The 21,214-nt window shown below is 47.2% G+C and carries 12 protein-coding genes and 1 other annotated feature (1 of these 13 running past the window's edge); of the genes, 11 read left to right on the top strand and 1 reads right to left on the bottom strand.

Annotation, left to right across the window (positions count from 1 at the left end):
* Positions 1-4 precede the first annotated feature (4 nt).
* The 9 genes from brxC to ACGHUK_RS11870 all read left to right on the top strand — a co-directional run bounded on the left by brxC (position 5) and on the right by ACGHUK_RS11870 (position 18,465).
* The gene (gene brxC, locus ACGHUK_RS11910) at positions 5-3,553 is read left to right on the top strand and encodes a BREX system P-loop protein BrxC (protein WP_390574403.1); all 3,549 of its coding nucleotides are present in this window, start codon (positions 5-7) and stop codon (positions 3,551-3,553) included.
* 9 nt (positions 3,554-3,562) lie between these two features.
* A complete protein-coding gene (locus tag ACGHUK_RS11905) occupies positions 3,563-4,162 on the top strand; it encodes a Shedu anti-phage system protein SduA domain-containing protein (RefSeq protein ID WP_390574402.1) in 600 nt (199 codons plus the stop codon).
* 11 nt (positions 4,163-4,173) lie between these two features.
* Positions 4,174-7,647 carry a BREX-1 system adenine-specific DNA-methyltransferase PglX gene (gene pglX / locus ACGHUK_RS11900; protein ID WP_390574401.1) on the top strand — a complete coding sequence of 1,158 codons (3,474 nt, stop codon included), beginning with the start codon at positions 4,174-4,176 and terminating at the stop codon, positions 7,645-7,647.
* Positions 7,644-8,666 (top strand): DUF2971 domain-containing protein, encoded by a 1,023-nt coding sequence (locus tag ACGHUK_RS11895; RefSeq protein ID WP_390574400.1) that lies wholly within the window; start codon positions 7,644-7,646, stop codon positions 8,664-8,666. Before pglX ends, ACGHUK_RS11895 begins: the two co-directional genes overlap by 4 nt.
* Before the next feature lie 20 nt (positions 8,667-8,686).
* Entirely contained in the window at positions 8,687-11,284 is a 2,598-nt protein-coding gene (gene pglZ, locus ACGHUK_RS11890) for a BREX-1 system phosphatase PglZ type A (protein WP_390574399.1), read from the top strand.
* A 20-nt stretch (positions 11,285-11,304) separates the two neighbouring features.
* Positions 11,305-13,422 (top strand): protease Lon-related BREX system protein BrxL, encoded by a 2,118-nt coding sequence (gene brxL, locus ACGHUK_RS11885; RefSeq protein WP_390574398.1) that lies wholly within the window; start codon positions 11,305-11,307, stop codon positions 13,420-13,422.
* A 146-nt stretch (positions 13,423-13,568) separates the two neighbouring features.
* Positions 13,569-16,724, top strand: coding sequence for a hypothetical protein (locus ACGHUK_RS11880; RefSeq protein WP_390574397.1), 3,156 nt, complete (start codon positions 13,569-13,571; stop codon positions 16,722-16,724).
* Between the two features lie 417 nt (positions 16,725-17,141).
* Positions 17,142-17,336: a hypothetical protein gene (locus ACGHUK_RS11875; RefSeq protein ID WP_390574396.1), complete on the top strand. Its 195-nt coding sequence runs from the start codon at positions 17,142-17,144 to the stop codon at positions 17,334-17,336.
* 376 nt (positions 17,337-17,712) lie between these two features.
* Positions 17,713-18,465, top strand: a complete 753-nt coding sequence (locus ACGHUK_RS11870) for a DUF4866 domain-containing protein (RefSeq protein ID WP_390574395.1) — start codon at positions 17,713-17,715, stop codon at positions 18,463-18,465.
* A gap of 113 nt (positions 18,466-18,578) precedes the next feature.
* On the opposite strand, the gene ACGHUK_RS11865 is transcribed toward ACGHUK_RS11870, so the two are convergent.
* On the bottom strand, positions 18,579-19,913 hold the full coding sequence (locus tag ACGHUK_RS11865) for a threonine/serine exporter ThrE family protein (protein WP_005942733.1): 1,335 nt from the start codon (positions 19,911-19,913) through the stop codon (positions 18,579-18,581).
* Positions 19,914-20,112: 199 nt separating this feature from the next.
* Here ACGHUK_RS11865 and ACGHUK_RS11860 point away from each other — a divergent pair, with 199 nt between their 5' ends.
* Together ACGHUK_RS11860 and ACGHUK_RS11855 are read left to right on the top strand one after the other, a co-directional pair.
* Positions 20,113-20,550 (top strand): FAD-binding protein, encoded by a 438-nt coding sequence (locus ACGHUK_RS11860; RefSeq protein WP_390509618.1) that lies wholly within the window; start codon positions 20,113-20,115, stop codon positions 20,548-20,550.
* A 73-nt stretch (positions 20,551-20,623) separates the two neighbouring features.
* Complete coding sequence (locus ACGHUK_RS11855) at positions 20,624-20,893, top strand: hypothetical protein (RefSeq protein ID WP_390574394.1); 270 nt, start codon at positions 20,624-20,626, stop codon at positions 20,891-20,893.
* A gap of 251 nt (positions 20,894-21,144) precedes the next feature.
* Positions 21,145-21,214, top strand: a binding site (T-box leader) (it continues 187 nt past the right edge of the window).

Genomic DNA, 21,214 nt, shown 5'->3' with positions numbered 1-21,214 from the left:
AGCTTTGGTTATACAGAATATGTTTGTAGAAGACATCAACCGTAAAATTAACGGTGTTGTCAAGGTTGACGAGGACGAGAACAAGGTCCTGGAACAAGAACTGAACGAGTACGTTATTACACGAGAACTGAAGCGGCATTTTGCAGACTTTTTCAATACCTATGCAGAAGCATTTGACGAACCAACGGCAGATACAGGAGTCTGGATCTCCGGTTTTTTTGGCAGCGGTAAATCTCACTTCTTGAAAATGTTGTCATACTTGTTGGAAAACAAAGAGGTTAATGGTATCCGTACTGTGGAGCGCTTCCGCAAGAAATTTGAGGATGACCCTGGTACCTTTATGCAGGTGGATCGTGCAACCAAAGGTGAAACCGAGACGATTCTGTTTAATATCGATTATGAAGGCTCTATCAATAAGGACAAAACAGCCGTTTTACGTGTTTTTGCTAAGGTGTTCTATAATCATCTGGGATTCTTTGGCAGCAATCTTAAAGTTGCTATGCTGGAGCAGTACATTACGCAGCAGGGCAAGATGGATGAATTTTGCCGTCTGGTTGAAGAAAAGAAGGGCAAGCCCTGGGCAGAAGTGCGCAAGGCGTTTGCATTCAATGGAAAGGTCATTAAACCTGCATTGGCGGAAGCATTGGACATCAGTGAAGAAGATGCAAATAACTGGTTTAACGATAAGAGCGCAACGGAACTCTCTGTTTCACAGCTTGTAGACGACATCAATGCATACGTCAGCACAAAACCTGCAAACTTCCGCCTTCTGTTTATGGTGGACGAAGCGGGTCAGTATGTTGGCACGGACACGGATATGCTGCTGAATCTGCAGTCTTTGGTGGAAAAAATCGGCAGTGAATGCAGAGGAAAAGTCTGGGTGGTCTGTACCGGACAGGAAGCTATTGATGAGATCATCAAGGTACGCGCAGATGAATTCTCTCGGATCCAGGCTCGTTTCAAAACTCGTCTGAGCCTTTCTTCCTCTTCCGTAGACGAAGTAATCCAGAAGCGCATTCTGAAAAAAACTCCAGAAGCAGAAAAAACGCTGGATGCAGTCTATGAGCAAGAAAACTCTGGGATGCGCAACTTGTTTAGCTTTACCAACGCAATGCCGGACATCAAAGGATTCTCTGGCCCTGCACAATTTGCAGAGGATTTTCCGTTTGTTCCGTACCAGTTCCTTATCATGCAGAAAATTTTTGTGGAGATCCGCAAACACGGCAATGCGGGTAAGCACTTCTCTGGCGGCGAGCGTTCCATGCTGAGCGGTTTCCAGGAAGCAGCCCAGAAAGTGGAAAAACAGAACGAGTTTGCATTGGTGCCACTGTTCCGCTTCTATGATACTGTACATTCTTTTCTGGACAGTTCTATTCGCAACGTGATTGACCGCTGCAGCAAAGCTGTAGAAAATCACGATGGTCTGGAGCCAATGGACGTGGATGTTCTGAAACTTCTCTATCTGATCCGGTATGTCAATGAGGATATTCCGGCCAACTTGGACAACCTTGTGATCTTGATGGCGGACGACATTCGTCTGGAAAAGGTTGCTATGCGCGAAAAGCTGCGCGGCAGCTTGGACCGGTTGATGGGACAGAACTACATCGGCCGTACTGGTGACACCTACAACTTCCTGACGGATGAAGAACAGGACATCCAAAAAGAAATCAACCTTACACAGGTGGATACGGGTGCTATTGTTGGGGACATTGCAAAGATTATTTTTGGTATGATCTATGATGCAAAAAAGTTCCGCTATGGCAAGTGCGACTTCCCGTTTGACCAAATGGTGGATAACACTATGTACGGCATCGCCACAGGCGGCATGCGCCTGCGCTTTTTGACAGCAGCTTCGGATGCAACGGAAAAAACGGAATTCCGCCTGATGAACAGCTCCAAGGGCAGTGAAGCCATTGTGGTTTTGGGCGATACACCGTATTATGAATCACTGGAAGCATCCATGAAGATCCGCAAATATGTCAAACAGCGGAATGTCAGCCAGATGCCCAAGAGTGCTCAGGATATTATCCGCGGCCAACAGGAAGAAGCAACCAAGTATGAAGCTGAAGCCAGCAAAGCTCTGGTAGAGGCTATTGAAAACGCACAATTTTACGCCGATGGTGAACATCTGGACATTAAGAGCGGCAATGCTAAGGCCAAAATTGACCAGACGATGGAGTATCTGGTCTCGCATGTTTACAGCAAGTTGGACCTGATTGGGAAAAACGCAGATACCGATGCCGAAATTATGGCGGTGCTTTCTGGTGCAGATGTCGTTTTTGCAGAAGCTGACCCCAACCGAGATGCGGAAGCAGCTGTGGAAGAATATCTTGAAATGCAGGCAATGAAGCATTTGCCTACCTCGATGGCGGATATACAGAGCAAGTTCAGCAGTATACCCTATGGCTGGAAGGAAATCGACATTGCTTATGTGGTGGCGCGTTTGATCGTGAATCAGAAGGTAACCATCAAATATGCAGGCACTACCATCCAGCCGGACAACGCCAAATTACCTGACATGCTCCGCAAAAAGAGTGAGGTGGGTAAAACATCCATCAGCAAGCGCGTGGTGGTATCGGCAACCAAAATGAAGGCTGTGCGGGACCTTCTGCGGGATTACTTCGATGTCATGGATGTTCCAACGGACGAAGATGGTTTGGTCAAGTTTATTGCTGAAGCGTTCGGAAACCAGCTGGAGCATTATAACGAACTGAACAAGCGGTACGATGATGCCCACAAGTACCCAGATCAAACAATGGTACGCAACGCCATTGCTGCAACGCAGGAAGTGCTGAACCAGAAGAAGGATAACATCGCGCTGATCGACTATCTGCTCAAGAAAGAGAACGACCTCTTTGATCAGAAGGATGCCATGGGCAATGTAGAGACCTTCTTCAAGAGTCAGGTCGGCACCTTTGATGATGCTGCACGGCTGGAACACGAGATGCAGGCGGATCTGGACCGCATTGCGCAGGATGCAGCGGCATACGATGCCCTGAACAAGATTCGGCTTATCATCACAATGCCATCTTTTGGGCAGAAGTTCAACTACAAGCGCATTCCGGAGCTGAATGGGTTGATGCAAACGGTGCGTACAGCCCATGACCAGATGCTGGATGAAAAACGCTCTGAGATCCTAGAAACTGTACGTCAGTGCATGGAAGCGACCCATACCGCCGCCGACGGCGATCCCAAGGCGATGGACATTATCCGCAAATCTGACACCTACTTTGACGGGTACAAGACGAAGATCAACGAGTGCAAGAGCATTGCACTGCTGGACGGTATGATTATCCCGCTGAGCAAGTACAAGGATGATGCTGTTAGCAGCATTGAGATTGCACTGATGCCACCAGCACCAAAGCCGGCCGCAGAAAAGAAGGATGTTGTTACTCCGGCACCAAGGCAGAAAAAGGTGAAATCTTATAGCCGCCAGATTCTCTTCCCTGCCAAGACCCTGCGGGATGATGCGGATATTGATGCCTATGTAGAGAAAATCCGGGAACAGCTGCGCAATCTGCTGGACAACTGCGATGAAATCAAGCTGAACTGAGGAATCAAAATGGGACAATATGAAGAATTCAAGGCAGTATTGGACAACGCAAGAAATGAACACGACATAGATACATATTTGAAAAGTCATAGGGAATTATTGCGCGGAATCGGTGGATTGTACTGGAACTGCATGGTGATTCAGCCTGAATTTCAGATTGGAACAAAATATCGTGCGGATTTTATCATTTTGTGTGCGTGTTCAGGGTGCTGGAAGTGCGTTTTGATCGAGCTTCAGAGCCCAACAGATACAATTTATAATAAAAAAAGACGGTTCAGCCAAGGAATGAATGAAGCCTATAATCAATTAGAAGACTGGAAAAGCTATATTGGTATGAATGAACCGGCATTCCGAAGTCAGCTTGCAGAACTGGTAAAGGGGAAACCGGCGTTTTGCAGTAACGCGGCAGTTCATACATGGGCCGAGACAGAAATTCGGGACCCGATGACTGTGATTGAATACGATTATCGTGCAATCCTTGGAAGGCGTAATGGACTGGATGCAGAAAGCAATAGAAAACGCTATCAAGTATCGTATGAAATTATAACGTATGATCGCCTTTTGGATTACGCAAAGCATTGTGACGAAGCAAAAGCGGAATGGGAATAAGGAGAACCATCATGGATAAAAACGCCATCAAGAAATATGCGGTCTGGGCACGGAAAGAACTGCTCTCCCGCGTGGCGCAGAAAGCCCAACAGTACGGCATTACGGAAACGGAAATGGTGGACGCCGGTGCTGATAGCATCAACGGCAAAGTGTTGTCTGCAGAAGAGATGCAGCAGCGCAGGGCACTGATTGCACAGATCAACGAAAAAGGCTACCAGCAGGTTATGGAAGAGGTGGCGTATACATGGTTCAACCGCTTCTCGGCACTGCGGTTCATGGAGGTCAACGGCTATTTGCCCAGCCATGTGCGCGTGTTTACGGATGAAAACAATGCGTTCAAGCCCCAGATTCTGGCCGAAGCCCTGCATCTGGAATTGGATAAGCTGGATAAGGACAAAGTCTACGCCCTGAAAGAGACCGAGCAGACCGAAGAACTGTACAAATACCTGCTCATCGTGCAATGCAACGCGCTGAACAGCATTCTGCCCGGAATGTTCCAGACCATTGCGGACTACACGGAACTGCTTCTGCCGGACAACCTGCTCCGGGAGGGCAGCGTCATTGAGCAGATGATCTCCCAGGTCCCGGAGGACAACTGGCAGGATGCCGTCCAGATTATTGGCTGGCTGTATCAGTACTACAACAGCGAGAAAAAGGACGAGGTGTTTGCTGCCCTCAAGAAAAACGTCAAGATCAGCAAGGACAACATCCCGGCGGCGACCCAGCTTTTTACCCCGGACTGGATCGTGCGGTACATGGTGGAAAACAGCCTTGGACGCCTGTGGGTGGAGGGTCACCCGGACACCAAAACACAGCTGCTGCCCACACCGGAGGAACAGGCTGCTTATACTGCCGGAAACCGTGACCCGGAGGACACCAAGTGGCACTATTATCTGGAGGAAGCCCAGCAGGAGCCGCAGGTACAGGCCCAACTGTCCGAGATCAGCAAACAGTATGCCGACCTGACCCCGGAACAGATCAAGGTCATCGACCCCTGCTGCGGCAGCGGTCATATCCTTGCTTACCTATTCGATGTACTGATGCAGATCTACGAGAACTACGGCTACACGCCCCGCGATGCCGTGACCAGCATTTTGCAGAACAACCTCTATGGTCTGGATATTGACGACCGCGCCGCCCAGCTGGCCTATTTTGCGGTGATGATGAAGGCCCGCCGGTACGACCGCCGCTTTTTCAGCCACACCACCCAGCCTCATGTGTATGCCATTGAGGAGAGCAACCGCATCGAAAAGCCAGATGTGGAGTATTTCTGCAACAGCAAGCCGGAACTGAAAGATGCTATGCACACTATCCTCACCCAGCTTTACGATGCCAAGGAGTACGGCTCCATCCTTACCATCCCCCCGCAGGACTGGGATGCCCTCTATGCCCGGTTTGACGAGGTGGCAGACGAGTCCTCGTTCCATCGAGAGAGTATTCGCAAAAAATTACTCCCATTGGTGCGGGTAGCGCAGACGCTGGCACAAAAATACGATGTGGTCGTCACCAATCCGCCCTATATGGGCAGTTCCGGCATGGGCGCAAAGTTGGCTGAGTATGTGAAGAAGAATTATCCCGACAGCAAGAGCGATCTGTTTGCTATTTTCATTGAACATGGAAATCAGATGGTCAAGCCAAACGGTATGAACAGCATGGTTACTATGCAAAGCTGGATGTTCCTTTCCAGCTTTGAAAAAATGCGTGTAAATCTTCTGCAAACTAAAACGATTACCAACTTGATGCACATGGAAAACATGGTCATGGGTATCGCATTTGGCACGGCTGTCACCGTGTTCCGAAATGGACACCTCAGTGACTATAAGGGAACTTATAATCATATTAAATATGAGGATATCGAAAATGATATTCCCAAAACATTTCCAATCGCAGAAAATAGATTTGCTCAAGTAAGTACAGATAACTTTGCGAAAATTCCGGGAAGTCCTGTGGCGTATTGGGTAAGTACTGATGGATTGAAAGCATTTTGCGCCAAGCCATTCTCTGAGCGCTTCATCTCTGGCGGACGAAACAAGACTCACAATAACGAGAAATATGTTCGAGCATGGTGGGAGATTTCGGACACCAATAGATGGCAGGGATATTCTAATGGTGGTGAGTACAGAAAATGGTATGGAAACAATATCGATGTTGTAGATTGGTCTGAAAGTGCACGAGAAAACTATGAAATACATGGAGGATTACTTCAAAGCAAGTATTGGAATGTTCCTGCCATAACGTGGAATGACATTACGTCTGGTGCATCAAGTTATCGAATAAAGCCAGAAAAGAGTAAATTTAGTTCGGTTTCACCAACGTTAATTAGTAAGGATTATCGGTATGATTACACTATGCTTGGATTCTTAAATTCGGTGGTCTGTTCATGGATGAATCAAATAACGAATCCAACGATTCATACATTGGTCGGAAATATTTTGCAGCTTCCGGATAAAATTGAAAATACAGATACAACTGAAATATCCAAGAGTTCTGTTGATCTATGCAGAATAGACTGGGACTCCTTTGAAACCTCTTGGGACTTTACCCGCCACCCCTTTATCAAAGCCATTACCAAATACCCCAATATGATGGATGTTGGCAATATCTACCTCTCCGAGTGCTATGACATTTGGGCTGGCGAATGTGAAGAACGCTTTGAGAAGCTGAAAGCCAACGAGGAAGAACTGAACCGCATTTTTATTGATATTTACGGCTTGCAGGATGAATTGACCCCGGAAGTAGAAGATAAGGATGTGACCGTGCGCAAAGCGGACCTTGGCCGGGATGTGCGCTCCTTTATCTCCTACGCTGTGGGCTGTATGTTTGGCCGCTACTCTCCCACCTATGATGGTCTTGCGTATGCAGGCGGTACATGGGATGATGGCAAATACAATATCTATAAGCCGGATGCAGACGGTATTATTCCCATCTGTGACGACGAATACTTTGAAGATGACATGGTGGGCCGTTTTGTGGAGTTTGTGCGGGTGGTATACGGTGATAGCTCGCTGGAGGATAATCTGCGCTTTATTGCAAACGCACTGGGCGGCAAGGGTCAGCCGAAAGAGGTCATCCGCAACTACTTCCTGAACGATTTCTATACCGACCACTGCAAGATTTACCAGAAGCGCCCCATCTATTGGCTGTTTGACAGCGGTAAGAAGAACGGCTTTAAGTGCCTGATTTACCTGCACCGCTACCAGCCGGATACCATTGCGCGCATCCGTACCGATTATGTCCACGAGCAGCAGGCGCGCTACCGTACTGCCATCGAAGGTTTGGAAAAACAGGTGGCCGCTGCCACCAGTACCAGCGAGCGTGTCAAGCTGACTAAGCAACTGAACAAAGTGCAGGCGCAGGACGCCGAGCTGCATCAGTATGAGGAAAAAGTTCACGCGCTGGCGGATCAGATGATTAAGATTGATCTGGACGATGGTGTGAAGCATAACTATGAGATCTTTAAGGATGTGCTGGCGAAAATAAAATGAGAAAAACAGAAGAAATAAGCCTTTCCCTACATACCAAACATGTTACAAAAACCGTTTTGTCAAATAGAATTTCTTATAAGCGTGCTTTTATGGGCGATACATGTGCTGCGTATCATTACACTTCACCAGAAGGGCTTATGGGAATCCTGAAAAATCGTGAAATCTTTTTTACGGATGCTGAGTTTCTAAATGACGCAAGTGAACGGAAAAATATAAACGAAGACTTGAATCGTTTCTGGGCACGATGCAAAAAAGATTACGAAGAAAGATTCATTAGAGTCCTTTCTGATATTCGAGTGAATGCATATGAGGACTACCGATTTGGCACAATTGACAAAGCCTATAAAGGAAAGGCCTGTCGGTATTTTGTCTTGTCGGCATCGAAAGATTCTGATAGTCTCAGTATGTGGAAATACTATGCTAAAAACGGAAGCTATAATGGCTATAATATTGGACTTGATACTCTGGCGCTTCAAGACACTTGGATAAATAGAGAACAGGGAATTGCGATAGAGTATGGCTCTGTGATTTACGAAGATGATGAAAAATATTATCAAATTAAAGAAGCCGTTAATCACATTTATGAGTCGTGGATACAATATGAATACTCTGACAAGTTGGATGAAAAGATTCGAGGCGAATTTGAAACATGGGTTTCGTTAAATTCACTGTTCTTTAAACACGAAAGTTTTTCAACCGAAGAAGAATATCGATATGTCGCAGTTGTCCCTACAGAAAATATAAAGATTCTTTCCTATACAACGGAAAATGGATCAAATGTGCAAATGTATAATTTTCGGGCAGTAGATGGCGTATTGACACCATATATAAAAGTTCCAATTTGGGGAACTGACGACTTAGACTTGAAAGCAACTTTTTGGAATGTAGCATCCATTGGAATTGCCCCATGTTTGAACTTTGAACTAAAGAAAAACGGTGTTATACAATTTGTGAAATCTCTTCCATATCGAGTTGAAAACTTTCAAATTAACAAGTCGAAAATCCCAGTTCGCTATTAACAAATTACAGGATTATAACAATGGAAACAGATAAAATCGTACTAGACCTCAACCGCCGGTTTGCGGTACCGCTGCCGGAATTTTATGAGCGCCGGATCATCTTCTGGCACGATGAAGAAAAGGAGTATGCGGACAAGCTGGATGAGATCCGGCTTGAAAATGCTAAGCTGGTTGCACTGACTGGCAGCAATACCTTTGCGGTCAAAAAAATGCTGTCGGTGGATGACCTGACGAGCAACTATGTTGTCTACTGCCCCATTTCCTACGAGCGGCAGGAGGATGACTGGCTGTTGGATATTGAACTATACAGCGAAAGCTACCGGACGGATGCTGTTTCCAACTGGATGCAGGAACTGGATATCTTGGACAATCCCTCTATGCGCAAGCTGGTGAAGCACTACCGGAAGTTTTTTGGTGCACAGGCTCGTCGTGCCAAAATCATGGCACAGGATAAGATACCTGCCACTCCGGCACAGCTGCACATGGCCGTGATGGCGGCGCTCTGCGGTATAAAAAAAGCACAGCCCAATGAAATTTTGCTGAACGTACTTCGTGGCGGGTTGGATAAAGCGCAGAATCCAATCTATCAGAGTTTTGTGGATTATAGTGCAGAAGAAGCTTTCTGGGCAATGGTTCGGCAGGGCTGTGGCTATGCAGAGGAAGAGCCGGATCTTGGGCAGCTGGCAATTCATCTTCTGTTGACAGCTTCTACGCGCACACTGCGCCCGGAATTTCTGGCAGGGTTGGAAAAGTTCCTTTCCATTCCGCATCAGGCGTACTGCTACGAGCTGGTGTCGGAGTGGCTGCACAGTGATGATTTGCAGCAGCTTTATGACGTGGCCCGCTATGTGGAAGATGAAGCACATCTGCCGCAGAGGCTGGAAAAACTGACGGTTGATGATCTGGCGACAACGGAGTGTTTCCCGTGCATCAACGAGATTATCCTGAGCAAGCTGATGACGGAGATCAGTGACCATATTATTGATGTGGATGTGATCACAAAGACGGTGGAAAAACGCCGCACCTGTGTCTGGTACGAGTACTTCCGCAACTTCTACGAGGGTCTGCTGCAAGTGGCCAACATGCAGGAGTTCTTCAAAGAGCACTCCGCAGGGTTCCATACCCCGGACGCAAAGCAGGTCTGGAAAGAATATGCGGAGGACTATTACAGGATGGACACCTATTATCGACTGTTCCATCTGAGTTTCCAGAGAAGTCTGGAAACCTCCAATATCAAACTGGACGACCTGTTCAAGCATGTTGTAGATAAGGTAGAGGGGCTGTACTCCTACTGGTTTCTGGGAGGCCTCGGCAAAAACTGGTCGGATGTATGTGCTGATGAGATGGCAGAGCATGGCCGCGTATTGGAAATTCCGCAGCAGTCGGATTTCTACAATGAGCACATCCGTCCGGCAGACAGCCGCGTGTTCGTGATCATCTCGGATGCTATGCGTTACGAGGTGGCGGCATCACTGGCAGATGAACTGCGCAGAGAAACGCAGAGCAATGTGAAACTCGGCAGTATGCAGAGCATCTTCCCGTCTATCACGAAATTTGGCATGGCGGCACTGCTCCCACATAAGGCGTTGACGGCTGAACTGAAAAATGAGGTACTGAATGTTCTGGCCGATGGGCAGTCTACCGCAAGCACGAACCGGGATAAGGTCCTGAAAGGTGTAAATCCGGCCAGCGTGGCGTTGCAGTATAAGAACATCATCGGGATGAAACGTGCAGAGCGTGCGGCACTGGTCAAGGGTATGGATGTAGTCTATATCTACCATGATACCATTGACGAAGCAAGCCATACTTCGGACACCTCTGTGTTCCCGGCATGCGATAGGGCTATCAGTGAGCTGAAGAATATGGTGCGCATTATCGTCAATGACTTCGGCGGGGCGAATATTCTGATTACGGCAGATCATGGCTTCCTGTACACTTACAGTCCGCTGACCGAAGATGACAAAGTGGATAAAACCAGCTTCCATGATATGGAAGTGGAATATGGCAGACGCTATGCAATCATGCAGAAGGAGGCGGATCCGCAGTATTTGCTTCCTGTAAAATTCCTGGACGGAAAAACGGAATACACTGGATTTGCTCCACGGGAAGGTATTCGCATCAAGATGAATGGTGGCGGGCTGAATTTTGTGCATGGCGGTATCAGCCTGCAGGAAATGACGGTTCCGGTGATCGAATATCATTATCTGCGCAACGGCTCTATGGAATATCGGCGCAATAAGCAGAAGTATGATACACTCCCCGTAACAGTGAGTTTGCTTTCTTCCAGTCGGAAGATCAGCAATATGATCTTTTCACTGGATTTCTACCAGAAAGATGCGGTAAGTGCAAACCGTGAGGCTGCTACTTATCTGGTGTGGTTTACGGATGAATACGGAAAGCCTATCAGCGATACCCAGAAGATCATTGCGGACAAAACCAGTGAGAACGGCGCAGATCGTACGTTCCATTGCAACTTCAACCTCAAATCGATGAAGTTCAGCAATACAGCAACCTATTATCTGGTGATTGCGGATGAGCAGGGTCAGCAGATGCAGCAGCGGGAACAGTTCCAGATCGATATTGCATTTGCGATTGATGAATTCGATTTTTTTAACTGATGGGAGCAGGAGGACTATAAATGGAGCCGAATGCGGAAAATAGCTGCCGTCGAGACGCAATCAAGGAAAAATTACGGCAGAATTTTGATGGAAAGATCGTTCGCAAGGATCTGACTAAAAAGATCAAGGAAGGTGCGAATGTCCCGGTTTATGTGCTGGAGTTTTTATTAGGCCAGTACTGTAGTTCGGATGACGAAGCTATTATTGAAAAAGGCGTGCAGAATGTAAAGCACATTCTGGCGGACAACTTTGTCCGACCGGATGAGGCACAGAAAATTCTGTCACAGCTGCGAAAAAAGGGAAGCCATACTGTTATTGATATGATCACGGTCAATCTTGACATTAAGAAGAACTGCTTCTTTGCCAGTTTCTCTAATTTGGGATTGGACAAGGTGCCCATTGCGGATGAATATCCGGAAAAATATGATCGGCTGCTCTGCGGAGGCATCTGGTGCATTGTACAGCTGGATTATGAAGTAGAGGGTGACAATAATTTTGGCCTTGTTGATCTGGGCGGTGAACCGTTGCAGTCCAGCCAGAAAAAGCAGAAGGACCTTACTCCAATCAGCATCCGTAAACTAACACCGATCCAGATGCCTCATATCGATATTGAGGAAGTACGCACCGGGCGTAAAGCCTTCACGCAGGACGAGTGGATGGATGTAATGCTGCGTTCTTGCGGTTATGAGCCGGAGCAGTTGAACCAGCGGGAGAAATGGCTCTTGTTGGCACGTATGTTGCCGCTGGTGGAGAACAACTTCAACCTCTGCGAGCTTGGACCTCGCAGTACCGGTAAGTCCCATATCTATAAGGAAATCAGCCCTAACAGCATTCTGGTGTCCGGTGGACAAACGACTGTGGCAAACCTGTTCTACAACATGGGACGAAAGACCGTTGGTCTGGTGGGTCTGTGGGACTGTGTGGCTTTTGATGAGGTTGCTGGTATCAAGTTCAAGGATAAAGACGGCATCCAGATCATGAAGGATTATATGGCATCTGGGTCTTTTGCCCGTGGCAAGGAGGAAAAAGCAGCCTCGGCCTCGATGGTCTTTGTGGGCAACATCAACCAGAGCGTAGATGTACTGCTGAAAACCTCTAGCCTGTTTGATCCGTTCCCGCCTGAAATGGGAACAGACACTGCATTTTTGGATCGCTTGCATTGTTACATTCCTGGCTGGGAAATCCCTAAATTCCGCCCGGAGCATTTCACCAACGACTACGGCTTCATCACGGATTATCTTGCTGAGTTTATCCGGGAACTGCGTAAGGAGCAGTATGGCGATGCACTGGATAAGTATTTCCGCCTTGGTAAAAATCTGAATCAGCGTGATACGATCGCAGTGCGTAAGATCGTAGGCGGCTATGTAAAGCTGCTGTATCCGGACGGTGAGTTTACCAAAGAGCAACTGGAGGAGATCCTTATCTTTGCACTGGAAATGCGCCGTCGTGTGAAAGAGCAACTGAAAAAGCTGGGTGGCATGGAGTTCTATGATGTGAATTTCAGCTACATTGATCTGGATACCTTTGAAGAAAAGTTTGTGTCGGTTCCCGAACAGGGTGGCGGTAAGCTGATCCCGGATGGAATGTGCAATCCGGGACAGATCTACACTGTTTCGCGTGGAAAAAGCGGCATGATCGGTGTGTTCCGGTTGGAAAGCCAGATGTTGCCGGGCAGCGGAAAGTTTGAGCGCACAGGTCTTGGTAGTGACCGTGACTGCAGAGAATCCACCAACACAGCCTTCAACTTCCTGAAAGCAAATGGAAACCGCATCAGCGGTGGCATCAGCACGGCATCTAAGGACTACATCATCAACTATCAGGATCTTCAGGGCATCGGTATGACAGGAAAGTTGGCACTGCCCACCTTGATTGCATTGTGCGGCATTGCCCTTGGTCGTCCCACGGTCAGTACCCTTGCAGTTCTGGGCGAAATTAGTATCAGTGGTACAATTCTAAAGGTAGACGAGCTTGCAAACAGCTTGCAGGTATGTCTTGACAGCGGAGCAAAGAAAGTCCTGCTGCCGATTACAAGCGCCGCTGATCTTGGAACGGTGCCACCCGAATTGGTAGGAAGTTTTAATTTGATCTTCTATAGTAGCGCAGAGGATGCGGTGTTCAAAGCATTGGGTGTTGAATAAAGGGGAAAGTTTATATGGCACAATTTGGTGCTTATGGGATACTCGTCTAAAAGATTATACTGTAATATTTTTAAGCTGGATTCCTTGCTAACATGGTCGACATGAAATACAAATTAATGTTTTGATGTAAAAATGAGGAGGTATCTATGGAAGATAGCGTTCCAAAGTATGATTTGTTTCAAAAAGCATATAAAAAATTGAAATCAACTGCGTATTATGACAAGACAAACCTCCATTTGAGAGATCGGATTGCGGAAGCGGAAAACACTCTCAATATAACGATAGAGGAACGCTTGAAGGATTTGCACCAAGCGTTTGTAGCGTCAGATAGCACGAAGTGGGAAGAGAAAAAAGAAGATATTTTGGAAAGCATTTCCTGTCGTCTGCTTCCGAAAAAGATTATGGATACAAAGGAAGAAAAGAATTGTTCGGACGGAACAAAAGGCGTTTTGATTAGTGGAGTGCCAGCAAAACAAGTCAAAGTTGATGAGATACAATATTTCATTGACATGAAGATTGAGGGAATGATTCTTGGCGTTCTATGGATTATGATGATAGGATGGCAGTTAGATAAATCCTATACCAATTGCTATGGAAATCGTATACGAAAGACGCTATATAATGAATTTTCTAAAGAACCGACCTTTTCTCCAGCGCTGTTTGAGCCGTATTTTCAGAATTATGAGAGTTGGCGAGATCAGGCATTAACTTTGGCACAGAAGTGTATGCAACAAGATGATGTTCTGATTTTTACGCTAGACTTTAAGCGCTACTACTACTCCGTGGATGTATCAGAGAAATTCATGAAGGAGATTCTTACTAGGGTAAAAGGAAAATCTGACTACAATGAAGAATATCTGAGTAGGATAAATGACTTTGTGTACTGTGTGATCAAAAGATATTCACAAATCTACAGAGAGCATAGCGGAGAAGAGCGGATTCGCCGTATATTACCAATTGGGTTTCTGCCATCGGGGGTTTTAGCAAACGAGTGTCTGAAAAAATTTGATACAGCAATTTTGGACGGATGGAATCCACTTTACTATGGACGGTATGTAGATGATATATTGCTTGTGGAAAAGGTGGAAAAGGGAAGCCGAATCGCTCAAAAAGCGCAGGATGGTAAACTGGAATTCTATGAGGCCTTTGAATATTATACGGTAAATAATTCACGCTGGACGGGTAAAGAAAACCGGAATGCGAGGGCTGTTTTCAAAAAAGAAGAAGACGAATGTGGAACTTACTGTATTTTGCCAGAGTTTACAAAACCATTGGGAAGCGCCACGAAAATCCAATTACAGGCAAGCAAAATTAAGTTGTTCTACTTTCAGCGTGGACAATCGGATGCATTGATCACTTGTTTTAAGAATAGCATTGAAAAAAACAAATCGGAATTTCGCTGGATGCCGGAAGATGACGCTGTGTTTCAGGAGGACGATTATTCGGAGGTTTTTGAACTAAGCCACCATGGAGTGAATAAACTTCGTGAAGTGGACGATATAGCTGTTGATAAATACGCACTTTCGAAATATCTGGGGAAGTTACAAAGGATAAATGGACTGATTTCGGAGAAGACGAAAGGAGAAGAGTATAATTTTGTCCGTGACATCCATAAAATATTTACGCCTAAAACAATAATTGAAAATTATACACTCTGGGAACGAGTAATTGCAATCTTATTTGTAAAAAAATCCTATAAGGCACTACTTAGGTTTATTGCCCTTGTCATAGACACGCTTGATAAAACAAGTTATGCCATAGAAGGAGTGGATGATGATACCGGATTTGTAACAAATGCATTGCGGGAGGCACTGCAAGAACATCTCATTTCCAGCATAGCTCGTCCGATGGCACTTCATGATGGGGAGACTTTTGAGGAATGGAAGTTAGAAGATGCGCAGAGCCTGCTCAGCGAACAGATGAAAGAACTTTTGACAAAAGCACAGAATCGTTCGAAAGGTTATTTTAAAGCTAAAATGCTGGATAAAAATCTGTGTGTTATCTGGCCAGAACTAGTGAGTTGTGGTGGTGAGAATCCGCAGAAAAAGGATCTGACCAATGAAGATAATGTAGTGGAGCTTCTGAAAAAAGAAACCTGCACAGAAACTTTTCAAGAAAAAATGAACAAGATTATAAATCAGAGATACATCTATTACCCCTACCTTATCAAACCGGCAGATCTGATGCTCGCAAGATTGATGTATGATCTTGTTCGTAAAAAAGATCTAGAAGATTTGAATAAAATCGAGGAAATTTTCAAACAATGCTGGCAGTTGAACTATAGCCCACTTCCATTTGAAGGTTGGACAAATAATAGATTTATAGAAGAAAATATAAAAACTGGTGAACTCAATAAGCAGCCCGTTTTTCAAATCGGAAAGCCGAGCTTTTCAAAGATTAGGGTAGCCGTTGCCAATATCCAAATGGACATTTCAAACTTTGACCAGGCTGTTATGCGTAAACCGAACAGAAGCTACCGAAGATATCAGCAGATAGCAGAACTGGTGAATACTGCTGTTCGGGAAAAAGCAGATATGTTGGTAATGCCGGAAGCGTGTACTCCAAAAGAATGGCTGCCAACGCTGGCTAGAACTTGCGAAAAAAATCATTTGGCAGTTGTAACAGGGGTAGAGCATATTATTGAGGATAACTGTGTTTATAATCTGACAGCAGTGATTCTTCCGTATGAAGAAAAGTGGACAGGTCAGTGGCACTCTGTGATTCTGTACCATTCAAAGAATCATTTTGCACCTGAAGAAAAAAGGATGATTGAAAGCTTACATCTAAGAGCTATGGAAGGAATAGAAAGTTCTGAAGCTAAATGTGATGCAAAGTATGAGTTGTATAGCTGGAACGGATTTTGGTTTACAGTGTACTGCTGCTTTGAGCTTACATCCATTCGAGATCGTTCGATTTTTCAATCCTATATTGATGCGTTGATCGCAGTCGAGTGGAATCATGATGTGAACTATTATAGCAATATAATTGAATCACTAAGTAGAGATATTCACTGCTACTGCATCCAGACGAATACCTCCGAGTATGGAGACAGCCGAATCACAAAACCGTCTAAAACCGAAAATAAGGACATCCTGAGAATAAAAGGAGGAAGTAATGCAACAGCACATGTTGGAACTATTGATTTGGAACAGCTTCGGGAATTCCAAATGAAAGCATACAGTGGTCAAAAAGAAGATAAAACTTTCAAACCGACTCCGCCAGACTTTGACTATAAAGGAGCATATGAGCGTCGGAAAGGAACGATGTTTGAATGCTTTTGTGCGAAGAAAAAAGCAGATTAAATTTGCCGTTTGTAGCAGATCTGTAGCAAATCGAGTCCATTTAACGAATCAACGTCCTAAAAATCGAAAAGTCATCATGCATCACACGCAGGGGGTCTGGGGTTCGAGTCCCTAATTCTCCACCATGCATAAGCCACTAACAGAAGTTAGTGGCTTTTTTTGCACTATACGCGGACTTATGTTAGTGTATAGAGAATTAGGGACTCGAACAGCACGGCCGCGCCGCAGGCGGGGCAATCAAAGCCCTAGCAGGGCTTTGATTAGTGCGCGGGTTCCAACGGTCAGGAATGTCTACCGGGGATGATGCTCAAAAGTCCAGCTGGTCAGAGAATGGTTTGAAATCTTTATGTCCCCTTTTCAGTCGTTTGTAGCAAGTTTGTAGCAGATCTGTAGCAAAATTCGGGGAGGAACGGCAAAATGACCTCAGAAACCCGATTTTTGCAGATTTTTGGATATAAAATTTTATCCTCAAATTTTGTACAGAATGACGGTGGCAAAACAAAAAAGAAAAACGTCAAACGCGAAAGATTGCTCTCTCATGCGTTGACGTTTTTTCTGGTTTGTGGGGATTATTCTTCTGGCAGAGCCAAAACTTCATCTTTGACCAGTTGATTGGCCGAATCAAAGGCTTCGATCATCTGGTTGGCTTTCGGATCTAAAACCTATTATTCAAAATGATAACACGGGGCTGTTGCACACGCCCCAACAAAAAAGACCAGAGTTATTTAGCCAATGTGTCCAGACCGCCGGAATATGCCAGCACGACCTTTTTGACTTCAGACATAGGAACTGCCTTCGTTCAAACCAACTTATATATTTTTCGATTTCCCTCGTGCAATTTCATGATTGCAGTGTCCATTGTACAGGCACTTGGAAAATGTGTAAAAAGTGTTCTGCATATAGCAGCAATATGAAAGCAGTATTTCACAGTGGGGCATTATGAATCTATAATAGGTAGCTGGAAATAAACAGAAAGAGGGTCTTTTTGATGGCAACGATATTTCCAAGAGAAGAAAAGGCAGAGGCACTGTTCGGGGAGATCCTGAAAAATCCAGAAGCCTGCCGACGCCTGATGGATACCTTCAACGACTCGCTGGACATGGCAGACGTACTGGATGCGCCGACCGTGAGTGCACAGCAGTTTGCCGCAGCGCTGTTCAATGCCTACGAGAACAAGGATCTGTCTGCCTTTCTGATGGCGATCTGCCAGCACAGTATGTTTGACCTGCTACGGAACGCTGCCCTGATCCCGTTCAAATTCAACGCCGATGGTCAGCCGAACCCGGTGATCCTGACGGATGATGCCGGCGTTCTTTTGCCGAACAACAAAGTTGCCGTGAGCAGCAAAGTATACGACCGGTTCATCCGGGTGTTCCAGAAGCAGGAAAAGGTAAAAATGTACCTTGCCAGCGGCTACTGCAAGTATCATGGCTACGACGAAGGCTCGATGGATGTGGTGGAGTACCACTACAACCAGCATTTGGGGCTGCTGCTGATCTACGAACTGCCGGACACCGTGAAGCAGAAGGTAACGGAAGCGGAGGCCTACTCCACCGTCTGGGATATCCAGATGAAGCTGCAGCACGCACTGCCCCGTTCCGTGGTCTACTATGGACAGGATACGCTCAAGGACGGCGGAACCCGCTACGATGAACTTGGCGTTTTTCTGCCGCTGGAACACTTTGCCGACCGGCTGGAACGCCATGTGGAAACTACTACCAAGATCGTTTACGGGGAGTAAATGCCCTGTAAACGAACTCCTTTTATAAGTGCATCACAGCAAAACAAAACGCAGCGAACCGTTAAAAGATTCGCTGCGTTTTGCCTTATATGAGAGAATGGAAATGCTGCACATCAGGTGCAATAACGGAAAGTCTTGTCAGTGACAATACGGGCGAAGATCAGCCCTAACGGCAGTGCCACGATGATGAGAATGGCATCTGCAAACCATGTGGCGGAGTCCATCAGAGACAGGATGCCCAGATTATAGATGGCACGGTAGAAATACAGTCCCGGTACCATGATAACGATGGACGGCACGGTGACGGAGATGCGGGGATAACCGGCGGCGCTCTTCAGGCAGGAGGCCAGCAGTCCGGACAGCAGTGCGCCCAGAAACGCTGCAACAGCGGGCGGAAAGCCCGCAAGGCTCACCAGCTCCAGCCGGAACGTGTTCGTTACCGCACCGATAAGGGCGGCGCAGACTGCCAGGTTCCGGGGACTGTTGAACATGAGCGAAAAGCCGAACACACCGCCAAAACTTGCCAGCAGCCGGAACACGATCTCTTCCGGGAGTGTCAGGCTCAGGGCAGGGAACTGCACCGGCTGCAAATGCAGCAGCAGTGCCATGATCCAAGCCGTCATGGTTGCCACCAGAATGATGAGGACGGCGTAGGCCAGACGTTCCAGCCCGGAGCGCATATCCAGCTTGGCAAGGTCGATGCCGCTGGTAATGAACGGAAAGCCCGGAATGATGAAGAGCATGGAGCAGATATACCCCGCCTCGTGCTGCGCCGATACGGCAAACAGCACCTCGGCCAGCTTCAGCAGGATGGCATACACGAGGCTTGCTGAACAGACCGACGCCGTAATGCCCAGAAACAGGGTGAAATGGTGCTTTGTCAGCTTGCACCGTACAAAGTTGCCGATGCCTGCACCGCAGAAGGCACACAGCATTTCCACAATGCCGCCGCCCAGCAGAAAGGTGAAGCAGCTGCAGGCCAGTGCAGCTGCAAAGCCCAGTGCGATGGGCGAATACAAGCCGTGGATGCGCTCGATCTCATCGAGGTGGCTGTGCAGTTCTTCGCCGGTCATAAATTTTCCTTCCCGGTCGAAGTCGTTGACGAAATGCTCCAGTCGGTTCAGCCGGGAGGTATTCACGCCCGTGTTTGTCAGACAGAGTGACTGGGTATAACACTGGTCACCATCAAAGCAGGTGAACTCAATGGACAACAGGCCGATGTCCGCTGTTGTTGTGACTCCCAGCTCCCGCGAAAGGGTGTTCATGGAGCTTCGGACACGCCATGCGCCGGTGCCGCATTCCAGCAGCATCAGCCCGGTGCGTCCAATGACGGAGGCTTTTTCCACAAGCCCCGCCTCGGTAATGGGAACGCCCTTGCTGGCCGACGCATAGTCGTGCCAGTAGACTTCCATGTGATTTTTGATGATCTCACTTTGCCGTTGTCCCATACCGGAAAGCCTCCTTTGTGATATGGGAATGTTGCAGCTGTTTCAAGACTGCGGTGCTATTATAAGGGAAATTGCAGGGTGGGTAAAACGTATCTTGGATATGCCGGCAATGTTCGTTTGGTATTTCAAAGAAGAAAATACGTTGCGTTTTTGGCGGCTCTGCGGTAGGATAGAAAAAACACGCCGAAAGGAAACTGCCGTGACCCTTCAACAACTCCGCTATGTCACGGCTGTTGCCGGCGCCGACACCATCGAGCAGCTGGCTGAGTACATCGGTGTGGAGCCTGCAGCCCTTTCCGCTACTGTGGAGCAGTACAATAAGGTTTGCGCCGAGGGCTACGACAGCGACTTTGCCAAGGACCCGCACTTCCTGAATGCAGTTGCAAAGGCTCCCTTCTACGCCCATGTCACCACCCCGAGTCTGGGCTTTGCACTGGTGACCACCGGCGGCTTTGTGACCACCAATGACCAGCAGGTGCTGAACGAGGATTATCAGCCCATCGAGGGCCTGTACGCCTCCGGCAACACCTGCGGTATGCGCTTCGGCCCCGAGTATATCACCCCGATCCCCGGTGTGAGCATTGGTATGTGCCTGACGCTGGGCCGCGAACTGGGCAAATACCTGGCTGCAAAGTAAGCAGCTGCCTTCGTCAAAGCCTGATCGGCTGCAGTAAAGCCCCATAAGCAAAAAAGATCCCGTCCACTTCTGGGTGAACGGGATCTTTTTTGCGTATCAGACAGGAAAAAGCGGCTCAGAGGTCGTTCTGCTCCTGCCCCAGATTGTCGGATTCCAGGACGACACAAACTATGTTGCCATTGGCGGCGTAACGCCGGAGAACATCCCGGAGTTCCGCAAGGCGGGCTGCCTTGGCGTGGGCCTTGCCAGCAGCCTGATGCCGAAGGACAAGGCCGCCGCCCGCGACTGGGATGCCTGTGCGGAATACATGCACATGCTGCTTACAAAAGCCAAAGGCGAATAAACCGCAGAAACAGCAAGACCGCTCACCCGAAAAGATGAGCGGTCTTTTGTTGTGTGATGGGATGGCATTGCCGCCGACTCTTTAGACCATGGCTTCGCGTCATCCTGCCGGAGCAGTCGGTACCGATGCCGTTCTGCTTTGTCTGCTGCGTGAACCACTTTCACTCCTGAAATGAACTGCATGAAAAATCAGAAGGCCTCATTCTATTGACTTTGCCTTTGCAGGGGAGTATACTCCATGTCACCAAGAATATTACGGCTATGACGAGAAAAAGTACCCGGAAGGAATGCTGCAGAGAGCTGCCGGTTGGTGCAAGGCAGT

The organism is Faecalibacterium sp. i25-0019-C1 (assembly GCF_042854225.1).
GTDB lineage: Bacteria > Bacillota > Clostridia > Oscillospirales > Ruminococcaceae > Faecalibacterium > Faecalibacterium taiwanense.
Note: the sequence above shows the minus strand (reverse complement) of the source record. Positions and strands in the feature narration are given on the sequence as shown.